This is a genomic window from Telluribacter roseus, from assembly GCF_017355915.2.
Taxonomy (GTDB): Bacteria; Bacteroidota; Bacteroidia; order Cytophagales; family Spirosomataceae; genus Telluribacter.
This window is the reverse complement of record NZ_JAFEUV020000026.1, coordinates 21080-35941: the sequence shown is the minus strand read 5'-3', so window position 1 is coordinate 35941 and position 14862 is coordinate 21080. Positions and strand designations below refer to the sequence as shown.

Genomic DNA, 14862 nt, shown 5'->3' with positions numbered 1-14862 from the left:
CGTACTTGTACATCCGGCCGCACCAACTACCCAACAGGTAGTGAGCTTCACACTAATTAATGCCGATACAGAACAGCCTATCCGTGACCTGGTGCCTAACGATGTGATTGACATGGCTACCTTGCCGACCCGCAACCTGAACATCCGGGCTAATACAGAACCTTATCCGGTGGGCAGTGTGAAGTTTGTCATGAGTGGCAAACAGAATCGTACCCAGACCGAGACGGGCGCCCCCTACGCTCTGTTTGGTGATGATAATGGTAACTACCGCAACTGGACACCCGCACTGGGCAACTACAGCCTGACGGCTACTCCTTACACCGAGGCAAGCGCCAAAGGTACCGCCGGTACACCTCTTACTATTAATTTCAGCGTAACAGATCTGGCTGCCAACCAGGCACCAACGGCTAACGCAGGAGCAGACCAGACCATCACCCTGCCTACCAACACGGTCACGCTGGCTGGCTCAGGTAATGATCCCGACGGCAGCATCGCTGCTCACCAGTGGACGCAGCAGAGTGGACCTAATACAGCCACCCTGGTCAACGCCAACACAGCCTCGCTGACGGCTAATGATCTGGTAGCAGGTACCTATACCTTCCGCCTGACGGTCACCGACAACCAGGGTGCTACTGGCTTTGATGAGGTAAGCGTACAAGTGAATGCCGCACCGGCCAATCAGGCACCAACGGCTAACGCAGGAGCAGACCAGACCATCACCCTACCTACCAACACGGTCACGCTGGCTGGCTCAGGTAATGATCCCGACGGCAGCATCGCTGCTCACCAGTGGACGCAGCAGAGTGGACCTAATACAGCCACCCTGGTCAACGCTAACACAGCCTCGCTGACAGCTAATGATCTGGTAGCAGGCACCTATACCTTCCGCCTGACGGTCACCGACAACCAGGGTGCCACCGCTCATGATGAGGTAAGCGTACAAGTGAATGCCGCACCAACTGTTCAGCAGGTAGTGAGCTTCACACTGATAAACGCTGATACAGAACAGCCTATCCGTGACCTGGTGCCTAACGATGTGATTGACATGGCTACCTTGCCGACCCGCAACCTGAACATCCGGGCTAATACAGAACCTTATCCGGTGGGCAGTGTGAAGTTTGTCATGAGTGGCAAACAGAATCGTACCCAGACCGAGACGGGCGCCCCCTACGCTCTGTTTGGTGATGATAATGGTAACTACCGCAACTGGACACCCGCACTGGGCAACTACAGCCTGACGGCTACTCCTTACACCGAGGCAAGCGCCAAAGGTACGGCTGGTACACCCCTTATTATTAATTTCAGCGTAATTAATCAATCCATAGCCCGGCTTGGCTTTGAATATCCGTTAGAACCCGAGAGTTTGCAGGTGAAGTACTATCCTAATCCCTTTGCTGAAACCATCACCCTGCAGGTGCAGGGCAAAGGAAGTGGTAAGCTACCAGCTATTCTCTTTGATGTCACTGGCCGAGTAGTAATGCAACTGGAAGACCTGCAAGCTGAGCAAACTATTACCTTAGGTAAAGAAGTAGCCCCGGGCACATACTTCCTGCATGTAGGAGCCGGCAGAAAAGTCAAAACTTACAAACTGATTAAGACCGAATAATACGCCTGATCAATTTAAAGAGCTAAATTGATTTAAAAGAGCCTGCTATGATAGCAGGCTCTTTTTTTGCTGGGCAACTCATAATAAGTAGATGGATTCCTTTTTAATAGGCTCTTGCATTTGTGTCTACCGGTATCATACAAGAGAATTTTAAAACACAACGTATTGACTTACAGTCAATTAATAAACACTGCCCAAGGATATAAATATAATTAATCCAACAAAGAATATAAACATTTAAATTAAAATAATACTTTTTCTAAGCTTCGCCAAACAAAGCAACGTGTATCATTATTACAGGTTAAAACTTTTCTGTAATGGTATGTGGCGCTTCGTTTTTTTTCAGCTCTTTTCAACCTGTCATAAGGTACGTCCCGGGTAGTATCAGGTGTCCCCCAAAGTACGAAGTGGAACTTGATAAATGCTCTGCAAACAGACATAGGCATTTCTCTACCTCCACTATCCACTATTGATCCATCAATCGGTTGAATTAATTGTATAACTGTTAAAAGGACTTTTATGAAAAAGGAACTATTACAAAAGCTCAACCCATTCAGGCTATATACCTACTATTTCATATTTCTGGCAGCCCTATTCCCAATAGCCTATGCTGAAAATGTATCCATCAAAGCTGTAGAAACCTGCGATGCTCCTTTTGTGGAGCGAAACGGATTGGTCGTAATACAAGCCGAAAGTCTGAACCTGCCTTCAGGCTGGCAAAAAAGGACTTCCACTAGTGGCTATACGGGCAGCGGCTACATCGAGTGGACTGGCGCGCCCAGCTTCTCTACGCCGGGCGTCGGTTTGATCGAGACTACTGTAAGGATCACTAAAACGGGTAGGTATTATTTCCGCTGGTATAACAAAGTCGGCAAAGGTGACTTGGGCAGCGAGCATAACGACTCCTGGCTGCGCATGCCCGACGCCAGTAATTTCTACGCCACGGGCGCGCGTACCGTTTATCCGTACGGAAGTGGTAAAACCCCTAATCCCAACGGAGCCGGATCAGGAGGCTGGTTTAAGGTGTTTACTAATGGTGGCCTTAACTGGAACTGGAACTCTTTTACCAGTGATAGGGAGAACCTGCAGATCGTGGCCGAATTCAACGCGCCGGGCGTCTACAAGATCCAGATCTCGGCCCGCTCGGACGGTCACCTGATCGACCGGCTGGTGCTATACCATTCTTCTGTATCCACTTCTACCGCTCTGAGCCTGTCTAATCCAGAAACCAGATGTACCGGAGATGTAGTAACTAACAAGCCGCCTACCGCTAACGCCGGATCGGATCAAACCATCACTCAACCTGCCAGCAGTATTACTTTGACCGGTTCAGGCAGCGACCCCGAAGGCAGTAGTATTTCCTACCAGTGGCGCCAGCAGAGCGGACCTAGCCAGGCGATGCTTACCAACGCCAACACGGCAAAATTAACCGCGAGTAATCTGGTAGTTGGTACCTATGTTTTTCGACTGACCGTCACCGATAATCAAGGGGGTACAGCTACTGATGATGTCACGGTTAGGGTAGACTCTGCCCCCAGTATTGCTGATCAAAAGGTCACAAGCTTCACGCTGATCAATGCTGATACCGAACAGCCCATTCGTGATCTGGTCCCCAATGATGTAATTAACCTGGCCAGACTGCCGACCAGGAACCTGAACATCCGTGCTAACACAGATCCTGAACGAGTAGGCAGCGTGAGATTTGTCCTGAGTGGCAGGGAGAGCAGGACCCAGGTAGAGACCGGATTTCCTTACTCCCTGTTCGGCGACGAGGGAGGTAACTACAACGCCTGGACACCGGCACCGGGCGATTACACCCTTGCAGGTACTCCCTTTCCCGAGGGCGGAGGCAATGGTACTGCAGGTACTCCTCTCACGGTGAACTTCTCCGTTATTGATCAGCCTGTAGCGCCTGTTCCAGATGAAAATCATAAGGTCACAAGCTTCACACTAATCAATGCAGATACCGAACAACCTATCCGCAATCTAGTTCACAATGACGTAATTGACCTGTCCAGCTTACCGACCCGCAACCTGAGCATCCGGGCCAATACCAATCCTGATCGGGTAGGTAGCGTAAAATTTGTCCTGAGTGGTAGGGAGAGCAGGACCCAGGTAGAGACCGGATTTCCTTATTCACTGTATGGCGACGAGGGAGGTAACTACAACAGCTGGACCCCGGCAGTAGGCGACTATACTCTTGCAGCTACTCCTTATACCGAAGGGGGGAGCAACGGTACCGCAGGCGTTCCGCTGACGATCAGTTTCCGGGTAGTAGAACAGCCTGTGAATAATCCACCAGGTTCAACAGGGCAGCAACTGGTAAGCTTCACACTCATTAATGCGGATACTGACCAGCCGCTGCGCGATCTGGTTCCTAATGATGTGCTAAATCTATCAACGCTGCCGACCCGCAATCTGAGTATTCGGGCCAATACCAATCCCGAGCAGGTAGGTAGCGTAAAGCTTGTCCTGAGTGGTCAGGAGAACCGGACGCAGACCGAGACGGGCTTCCCCTACTCGCTATTTGGCGACGAGGGAGGCAACTACAACGCCTGGACACCGCCTGTAGGTAACTACACGTTGATTGGTACACCTTATACTGAAAGAAGCGCAACAGGTACCGCTGGTACTCCTCTCACGCTTAATTTCTCCGTTGTAGATCAGCCCGTGTCGCCCGACCCTGCTACAGGCCAGCAGGTAATAAGTTTTACCCTGATGAATGCAGATACTGATCAGCCTATTCGTGATCTGATGCACAATGAAGTAATTAACCTGTCCAGTTTGCCAACCCGTAACCTCAGCATTCGGGCCAATACCAATCCTAATCGGGTAGGTAGCGTGAAGCTTGTCCTGAGTGGTCAGCAGAGACACACGCAGACCGAGACGGGCTTTCCCTACTCGCTGTTTGGCGACGAGGGAGGCAACTACAACGCCTGGACCCCGGCAGTAGGTGACTACACCCTAATCGGTACCCCCTATACCGAAGGGGGGGGCAGGGGCACCGCAGGAGCTCCATTAACCATCAGTTTCAGAGTAACCAACCAATCCGCATCCCGTATAGCAGCCGAAGCGGTCGATGAAGTAGAGCATCCGGAGGTTCTGTATTATCCTAATCCATTTACCGAATCCTTTACTCTAAAGGTTAACGGAGCAGAATCAGGCAAAATACCTGCTGTACTTTTCGATACAAGGGGCCAGGTAGTCATGCAACTGGATGATTTACCAACCAGGCAAAATATAAAACTGGGTAAAGAATTAGTACCTGGAGTATATATTTTACATGTTGGTATTGGTAGCAAAGTAAAAGCTTATAAATTAATCAAAACGCAGTAGAAAAATCATCAACAAGCTGAAAGAAATAGCCTGCTAAGTGTAGCAGGCTATTTCTTTCAGCTTGTTGATTTACTACTAGTTACTAGTAAATATACTACCAGTTACTATCGAATTCCAGCGTGGTAAATACATAACTTTACTTTTTTCTAAAATCAAATTTGTAACCAATAGTAATATTATTGTAATAATTAATAAGCCTACTACGAAAGTATTTAGCTATACAATCAGTTACAAAATAATTCATTTTATATTCTCCATGACTCTTTCACTATGGTATGATATTTGATAAAATATGCCTAGAATCGCTATTTTATGTGTTGACTATTAGTCAATTAGGCGATTTTCACATTTACATAACTATATGAATTTAATGACTTTTATTATAACATATTTACTAAATTTTTATACTTTATGACCGTTTACTAAATTATATTTCACCCCTTCAACTTTCATTTATTTATTTAGCGGTAGAGAATTTTATTTATCGGTACGTAACATTTTATTGTACTGCTCGACCCTATCTAACCCGTCAAGACAGATCCCTCTTTACGCAGGTAGTTTATTCCGGAAATTGATTGACACAATATCGTTAAAGACTACAAGTCAATACCCTATGCGGACTAAATACTTGCATCTTTGATAAAAGCAGGCATGATTGACCACTGTTGTCAATACCTGCTAAAATGTCTTACATGAATTAAATTTAAAATAATGGATAGGACACCACTACCCAGATAAGAAAACTATATCCATACCCATCTCACACATTAATATTTAACTGAATGAATTAAATCAATCGTTTTTTATATTTTAAATCATCTGAAATGGAGGAGTATGTAGTAAGAAAGGCTAAACAGATCAAGCTGTTAGTTCATTTTTTGATTCTACTAGTAGTATTACCTACAACCGGAAAGGCCGCTGGTATACCCTTTCCCACCCTTGTCAACAATGGCACCGGCCAGGTGACCGTACAGGGGGAGCTAAAAAAATGGCACAAGATCACGCTGCTCATCGACGGACCGGCTTCCTCTGAAACCGCTTCCGACAACCCATTCCTCAACTACCGCCTCAACGTCACCTTCTCCAACGGCTCCAAATCCTACCTGGTGCCCGGCTACTTTGCCGCCGATGGTAATGCTGCCCAGACCAGCGCTTCGGCCGGTAACGTGTGGAAGGTGCACTTCGCCCCCGATGAAGTAGGCACCTGGACCTACTCTGTATCCATGAGAACAGGACCTGACCTTGCCGTGAGCGAAGATCCGAATGCCGGCAGTGCCGTCAGTCCGGTGGATGGCCAGAGCGGCTCCTTCACCATTGCCCCTACTGATAAGGGAGGAGTGGACCTTAGGGGCAAAGGCCGCCTGCGCTACGTAGGACAGCACTACCTGCAGTTTGCCGAGACGGGCGAGTACTTCCTCAAGGGAGGGGTAGACTCTCCCGAGAACTTCCTGGCCTACGAAGACTTTGATAATACTCCTAATAATGGTAGTAGAAGGAAAACATACCGCCCTCACCTGCAGGACTGGCAGTCGGGTGATCCGACCTGGAAGGACGGCAAGGGCAAGGGCATCATCGGCGCCATCAACTATCTGTCCGGTCAGGGGCTCAATGCCTTCTCCTTCCTGACCATGAACATCAACGGGGATGACCGAAATGTATACCCTTACCTGAATACCAGCGACTACACCCGCTTTGACTGCTCCAAGCTCGAGCAGTGGGAGAAGGTGTTTGAGCATGCCGACACCAAAGGCATGTACATGAACTTTAAGTTTCAGGAAAAGGAAAACGACAGAATGCTGGACGGAGGAGACCTGGGCACTCTGCGCAAGCTCTACTACCGGGAGCTGATCGCGCGCTTCGGTCACCACCTGGCTCTGAACTGGAACATGGGGGAGGAGAACCAACAAGCCACACAGCAGCGCAAAGACATGGCAGAGTACTTCTCCCGCAATGACCCCTACAAGCATCATGTCGTTATTCATACATACCCCGGAGAGCAGGATGAAGTATACACCCCTTTGTTAGGCAATAGCTCTAAATATACAGGCGCTGCACTTCAAGTAGCCGTAGGAAGTGTATACCAGGAAACAAAAAAATGGGTAGAGCAATCTGCCAAAGCCGGAAAAAAATGGGTAGTAGCTAATGATGAACAAACGCCTGGAGAAAAAGGTGTAGCAGCTGATGAAGATTACCCGGGGAACAGAGGAACCATAGCTGATAACCAAAATGATATAAGAAAAAACGCACTCTGGGGAAATATCATGGCTTTGGGAGCCGGCGTAGAGTACTACTTTGGATACAACACTGGCGAGACTGACCTCACCGCTCAGGATTTCCGCTCACGTGCTAAGATGTGGCGCTATACCAGACATGCCCTGAACTTCTTTCGTACCTACGTGCCAATGGGTGAAGTAACTCTACTGACTAATGTTAGCAAAGGGATTATGCTAGGTAAAGATGGACATGTGTATGTTGTGTATCTTAAAGCCGGAGGCACTGCCAATATTACCATCAATACCAATGCAACCTATACAGTAAAGTGGTACAATCCGCGTACAGGTGCTCTACAGAACGGATCAGTTACTTCTTTTGTAGGTAATGGTTCCAAACCGTTGGGAAATCCACCAGCCGAGTCAAGTGAGGATTGGGTTGTACTGGTTCAGAGAAACTCCCAAACAACTGTTAATAAGCCCCCAACTTCTAATGCAGGAGTTGATCAGAACATTACTCTGCCAGCTAGCAGCGTTACATTAAATGGCACAGCCAGTGACTCTGATGGCAGCATTGCCTCCTGGCAGTGGAGTCAGCAAAGCGGCCCTAACACAGCTAAATTAAGTGGAGTCAACACCGCCCAATTAACCGCCAGTGAACTAGTAGCTGGTACGTACGTCTTCCGCCTGACGGTGAAAGACAACCAGGGTGCCTCCGATTATGATGATGTAGCTGTTAAGGTAGTGGCTGATCAGCGTGTAGTAACCTTAACTCTGATCAATGCTGACAACGAGCAGCCAATCCGCGACTTAGCAGATAAGGATGTTCTTGACTTATCTACCCTACCGACCAGAAACCTGAACATTCGTGCTAATACTGATCCATCTACAGTAGGTAGCGTTAAATTTGTACTAAGTGGAAAGCAAAGAAAGACTCAAATAGAAACCGGTTCTCCGTACTCATTGTTTGGTGATAAAAATGGTAATTACAATGCCTGGACGCCAGATCAGGGCAGCTATGTAATCACTTCTACTCCCTATACTGGCGAAGATGCTAAGGGTACCGCAGGGGCTTCTCTTACCATTAGTTTTGATGTTGTAGGTAGTTCATCGAATCAGTCTCCTACAGTTAGCGCCGGCTCGGATAAGGCTATCACCTTACCTACCAATAGTATTACTCTGACGGGTTCGGCCAGTGATCATGATGGTAGTATCGCTTCCTATGAGTGGAGTCAGCAGAGTGGCCCTAACACAGCTAACCTAAACGGAGCTAACACATCCTCGCTGACTGCTAGTAATCTGGTAGCGGGTACCTACGTCTTCCGCCTGACGGTGACCGACAACCAGGGTGCAACAGTATTCGATGAAACAGTCGTTACCGTAAAGCCTGCTGCGAACCAGGCGCCAAGTGCCGATGCCGGCGAAGATAAAACTATTACCCATCCTACCTCCAGTATCACTCTGACGGGTTCGGCCAGTGATCATGACGGTAGTATCGCTTCCTATGAATGGAGTCAACAGAGTGGCCCTAGCCAAGCAAAGCTAAACGACGCGAGTTCCGCCAGCCTTACCGCAAGTGAATTAATTGTTGGTAGCTATGTATTCCGCCTGACAGTAACAGATAATCAGGGTGCCACTGCACATGATGAAGTCTCAGTAAGAGTAAATCCTGACCCTTCTCTAGCTGAATCAGTAGCAAGTTTCACACTTATCAATGCTGATACAGATCAGCCGATACGTGAGCTGACAGCTAATGATGTACTAAACCTGACAACACTACCAACCAGGAACCTGAACATCCGTGCCAATTCAGATCCCACTCGTGTAGGAAGTGTAAAGTTTGTGCTCAATGGGAAGGAAACTAATGTTCGGACTGAAACAGATTTCCCCTATGCATTGACTGGCGATAAAGATGGTGACTACAACGCCTGGACACCATCACTAGGAGATTATACTCTGACGGCTACTCCTTATACCGGTCCCGGTGCTACCGGTTCCTCAGGAGCTGCACTGTCCATTAACTTCAGTGTAATAGATGAGCCTGAGGTTAATCCGGTGGTAGTATACCGAATAAATGCGGGAGGAAGCAGCTATATCACTTCCGATGAAAAACAATTTATCGCGGATGCCCATCACAGTAGTGGAAACACCTATAATGCTGGTAATGCTGATATTATAAATACCAACGACGATCCTCTATACCGGACCGAACGCTATGGTAATTTCTCCTATAACTTCCCTGTGAATAACGGCAACTACAGAGTGATTTTGCACTTTGCTGAAACTTACCTGGGAGTTAAAGGCTCTGGCACGCGGAAGTTCAACGTTGATGTAGAGGGGCAACGAAAACTATCAGAATATGATATCGCTGCCAAAGCCGGCGGCCCTCTCAAAGCTATTCAGGAGTCCTTTGATGTAAACGTTAATGATGGTACTCTGAATATCGATTTCAAAAAAGGATCTGAAAATAACCCCAAGGTATCCGCCCTTGAAATAGTAGCGCTGAATTATGCATCAGCTTCCCGAACCGTGGAGGATGCCGGTGCCGTAGTAAGCTTCACGTTAATGAATGCCGATAACGAGCAGCCCATCCGGGAGCTGACAGCTAGTGATGTACTTGATCTGGCCAGTTTACCGACCCGTAACCTGAGCATCCGCGCCAACACCAATCCTGACCGGGTGGGCAGTGTAAAGATGGTCCTCAGTGGTCAGCAGAGCCGGACTCAGATAGAGACTGGCTTCCCCTACTCGCTGTTCGGAGACGAAGGAGGCAACTATAACGCTTGGACACCGGCGGTGGGGGATTACCGACTAACAGGTACACCCTACACCGAAAGAGGTGCTACGGGTACGGCCGGTACTCCCCTCTCCATCAGCTTCAAGATTACAAATACATCTGCAGCTAGAATTAGCTTTGAGAGTTTGTCAGAACCTGAGGGCCTACAGGTGAAGTACTATCCTAATCCATTCGCCGAAACCATCACCCTGCAGGTGCAAGGGAAAGGAAGTGGTAAGCTACCAGCTATTCTCTTTGATGTCAATGGGCGGGTAGTGATGCAACTGGAAGATCTACAAGCCGAACAGACTATCACCCTAGGGAAAGAGGTAGCACCGGGTATGTACATACTACACATAGGAGCTGGTAGAAAATTAAAAACCTATAAGCTGATCAAGGCTGAGTAACACCCTTATTCCGTTTTATAGTACCTAATTGAGAAAAAGCCTGCTATGATAGCAGGCTTTTTCTCAATTAGGTACTATAGAATATTCTAACAAATACTCATAGACTAAAAGGTTATCTAACTCATACTTTGTGCTTACCTTCCCACCTCCCATTTGTAACCTGACACAGCCGATCAAATATCTTCTCATTATCGTAATTGACCGTTAGGCAACACGCACGAACCTGTTGATTTACAGTCAATTAATGAGGTATTTTAAATATCGATATTTGACTTTTCTATCAAAATTTATGACGTATCTAATAAAATAACACTTATCCGGACTTTTTACTAAATGAACCTCTTGACTCCCACCTTTATTTATTTATTTAGCAAAGAGAATTACATCTAACGGTAAGCAACATCTGGTACTCATCGTCTCAATTGTTCGTTTTACCAATGGTTTAAATTCCATTTTTTACCACTACTACACACTATGTATATTCTGCTGGTGACTATTAGAACATTTAGTAGAATACGGACTAATGACCATCACCAAAAGTGACAAGTCAGACACTAGTCCAGGATATAACCCCACTATAAAAGCTAAAACTTACAGGTATTGCCACTGAGTTTACGACTATACTTTTTGGTATAGCCAACGAACCTATGTGCCTATCACACACACTATTGATTAATCCAATGGATCAAATCAATTGTACCTTTTATTCTTATAAACTGGATTATGTTGAATTTTTTACAAAGAGTTAAACACTCTTATCTGTTAGCTTGCTGCTCCATTCCGCTGCTGACACTATCCCCTGATATGCATGCAGGAGGTATAACAACAGCAGCTTTAATGACCTGTGATGCTCCTCATGAAGAGCGCAATGGCCTGGTAGTCATCGAAGCCGAGAACCTGAACCTGCCCTCGGGCTGGCAGAAAAAAAGCGCCACCAGTGGCTACACCGGCAGCGGCTACATTGAGTGGACCGGTGCGTCAAGCTTCTCCAAGCCAGGCGTAGGTCTGATCGAGACTACCGTCAAAATCAACAAGACAGGCAAGTACTACTTCCGCTGGCATAACAGAGTCGGCAAAGGTACCTCCGGCAGCGAGCACAACGACTCCTGGCTGCGCCTGCCTGACGCCAGTAACTTCTATGCCGAGAAAGGCACATACGTTGTTTATCCGCATGGTAGTGGTAAAACACCCAATCCTAAAGGAGCTGGTTCAGGTGGCTGGTTCAAGATCTTCACCAACGGGGGGCTCAAATGGAACTGGGCTACTGTTACCAGTGACCACGAAAACCTGCTGATCGTGGCTGAGTTCAACTCGCCGGGAGTCTACAGGATCCAGATCTCGGCTCGCTCGGACGGGCACCTGATCGACCGCCTGGTGATGCACCACTCATCAGTCTCAACCACCACGGCGCTGGCCCTGACCAACCCAGAGACTACATGTACCGGAGAGGTAGTAGCCAGCAATCAGGCGCCTACGGCCAATGCCGGTGCAGATAAGACCATTGCACTTCCCACCAACAGCGTAATCCTCAACGGCTCGGGCAGCGACTCCGACGGCAGCATTGCCTCCTACCAATGGAACCAGCAGAGCGGTCCCAGCCAGGCCAGCCTGTCCAATGTCGGCACGGCCAACCTGACAGCTGGTAATCTGGTTGCGGGTACGTATGTCTTCCGTCTGACGGTAAAAGATAATCAGGGAGCCACCGCTACGAACGATGCTTCGGTAAAGGTCAATCCTGAGCCTGCCACTTCCACCCAGCAGGTAGTAAGCTTCACGTTGATGAATGCTGACAACGAGCAGCCCATCCGGGAGCTGACAGCTAATGACGTGCTGAACCTGGCTACACTCCCTACAAAGAACCTGAGCATCCGTGCCAACACCAATCCTGACCGGGTGGGCAGTGTAAAGATGATCCTCAGTGGCCAGGAGAACCGGACTCAGACAGAGACGGGCTTTCCTTATTCCCTATTCGGCGACGAGGCAGGCAACTACAACGCCTGGACACCGGCCGTGGGGGATTACCGACTAACAGGTACCCCTTACACTGAAAGAAGTGCTACGGGTACGGCCGGTACTCCCCTTTCCATCACCTTCAAAGTGGTAGAGCAGGCTGAGACTACTCCGGCTCCTGCGCCAGCCGGCCAGCAGGTAGTAAGCTTCACGTTGATGAATGCTGATAACGAGCAGCCCATCCGGGAGCTGACAGCTGGTGATGTACTTGATCTGGCCAGTTTACCGACCCGCAACCTGAGCATCCGCGCCAACACCAATCCTGACCGGGTGGGCAGTGTAAAGATGATCCTCAGTGGTCAGCAGAGCCGGACCCAGATAGAGACGGGCTTCCCCTACTCGCTGTTCGGAGACGAGGCAGGCAACTATAACGCCTGGACACCGGCGGTGGGGGATTACCGACTAACAGGTACTCCTTACACTGAAAGAAGTGCTACGGGTACGGCCGGTACTCCCTTTTCCATCACCTTCAAGATCACAAATACTTCCGCGGCAAGAACAACAGCAGCTTTAATGACCTGTGATGCTCCTCATGAAGAGCGCAATGGCCTGGTAGTCATCGAAGCCGAGAACCTGAACCTGCCCTCGGGCTGGCAGAAAAAAAGCGCCACCAGTGGCTACACCGGCAGCGGCTACATTGAGTGGACCGGTGCGTCAAGCTTCTCCAAGCCAGGCGTAGGTCTGATCGAGACTACCGTCAAAATCAACAAGACAGGCAAGTACTACTTCCGCTGGCATAACAGAGTCGGCAAAGGTACCTCCGGCAGCGAGCACAACGACTCCTGGCTGCGCCTGCCTGACGCCAGTAACTTCTATGCCGAGAAAGGCACATACGTTGTTTATCCGCATGGTAGTGGTAAAACACCCAATCCTAAAGGAGCTGGTTCAGGTGGCTGGTTCAAGATCTTCACCAACGGGGGGCTCAAATGGAACTGGGCTACTGTTACCAGTGACCACGAAAACCTGCTGATCGTGGCTGAGTTCAACTCGCCGGGAGTCTACAGGATCCAGATCTCGGCTCGCTCGGACGGGCACCTGATCGACCGCCTGGTGATGCACCACTCATCAGTCTCAACCACCACGGCGCTGGCCCTGACCAACCCAGAGACTACATGTACCGGAGAGGTAGTAGCCAGCAATCAGGCGCCTACGGCCAATGCCGGTGCAGATAAGACCATTGCACTTCCCACCAACAGCGTAATCCTCAACGGCTCGGGCAGCGACTCCGACGGCAGCATTGCCTCCTACCAATGGAACCAGCAGAGCGGTCCCAGCCAGGCCAGCCTGTCCAATGTCGGCACGGCCAACCTGACAGCTGGTAATCTGGTTGCGGGTACGTATGTCTTCCGTCTGACGGTAAAAGATAATCAGGGAGCCACCGCTACGAACGATGCTTCGGTAAAGGTCAATCCTGAGCCTGCCACTTCCACCCAGCAGGTAGTAAGCTTCACGTTGATGAATGCTGACAACGAGCAGCCCATCCGGGAGCTGACAGCTAATGACGTGCTGAACCTGGCTACACTCCCTACAAAGAACCTGAGCATCCGTGCCAACACCAATCCTGACCGGGTGGGCAGTGTAAAGATGATCCTCAGTGGCCAGGAGAACCGGACTCAGACAGAGACGGGCTTTCCTTATTCCCTATTCGGCGACGAGGCAGGCAACTACAACGCCTGGACACCGGCCGTGGGGGATTACCGACTAACAGGTACCCCTTACACTGAAAGAAGTGCTACGGGTACGGCCGGTACTCCCCTTTCCATCACCTTCAAAGTGGTAGAGCAGGCTGAGACTACTCCGGCTCCTGCGCCAGCCGGCCAGCAGGTAGTAAGCTTCACGTTGATGAATGCTGATAACGAGCAGCCCATCCGGGAGCTGACAGCTGGTGATGTACTTGATCTGGCCAGTTTACCGACCCGCAACCTGAGCATCCGCGCCAACACCAATCCTGACCGGGTGGGCAGTGTAAAGATGATCCTCAGTGGTCAGCAGAGCCGGACCCAGATAGAGACGGGCTTCCCCTACTCGCTGTTCGGAGACGAGGCAGGCAACTATAACGCCTGGACACCGGCGGTGGGGGATTACCGACTAACAGGTACCCCTTACACTGAAAGAAGTGCTACGGGTACGGCCGGTACTCCCTTTTCCATCACCTTCAAGATCACAAATACTTCCGCGGCAAGAGTTAGTGCAAGTACCGAAACCACTGTTGAGAGAACACCGAAAATTACTCTATACCCGAACCCAACAGCTGATGTTGTTACGATTGACGGAGTTTATCCAGAAGCCGATGACTTTAACCTTGGAATTACGAATGGTGTACTAGTGCATTATCCCAAATACGAGGTAATAGCCTCAGGTAGCGTGCGAATAGCTGTTGATGGCATGAGTCCCGGAACCTACATCATACAGGTAAAGCAATACGGTAAAGTTTCTTCGCACAAGCTACTTATTGTACGATGATTACCAGATGATGACTATAAGTACTTAAAAAGGCGGGCTATTCTGAAACATCAG

General features: G+C 49.1%; 4 protein-coding genes. All 4 read left to right on the top strand.

Annotated features, from left to right (window positions below; genetic code table 11):
- A partial coding sequence (locus JTN23_RS25060) for a PKD domain-containing protein (RefSeq protein WP_247237864.1) occupies positions 1 to 1606 on the top strand: 1606 nt, incomplete at its 5' end.
- A gap of 519 nt (positions 1607 to 2125) precedes the next feature.
- Positions 2126 to 4942 (top strand): PKD domain-containing protein, encoded by a 2817-nt coding sequence (locus tag JTN23_RS25055; protein WP_247237863.1) that lies wholly within the window; start codon positions 2126 to 2128, stop codon positions 4940 to 4942.
- Positions 4943 to 5820: 878 nt separating this feature from the next.
- Positions 5821 to 10335, top strand: coding sequence for a PKD domain-containing protein (locus tag JTN23_RS25050; RefSeq protein WP_247237862.1), 4515 nt, complete (start codon positions 5821 to 5823; stop codon positions 10333 to 10335).
- An 837-nt stretch (positions 10336 to 11172) separates the two neighbouring features.
- Entirely contained in the window at positions 11173 to 14808 is a 3636-nt protein-coding gene (locus JTN23_RS25045) for a PKD domain-containing protein (protein ID WP_247237861.1), read from the top strand.
- The last annotated feature ends 54 nt before the right edge of the window (positions 14809 to 14862 follow it).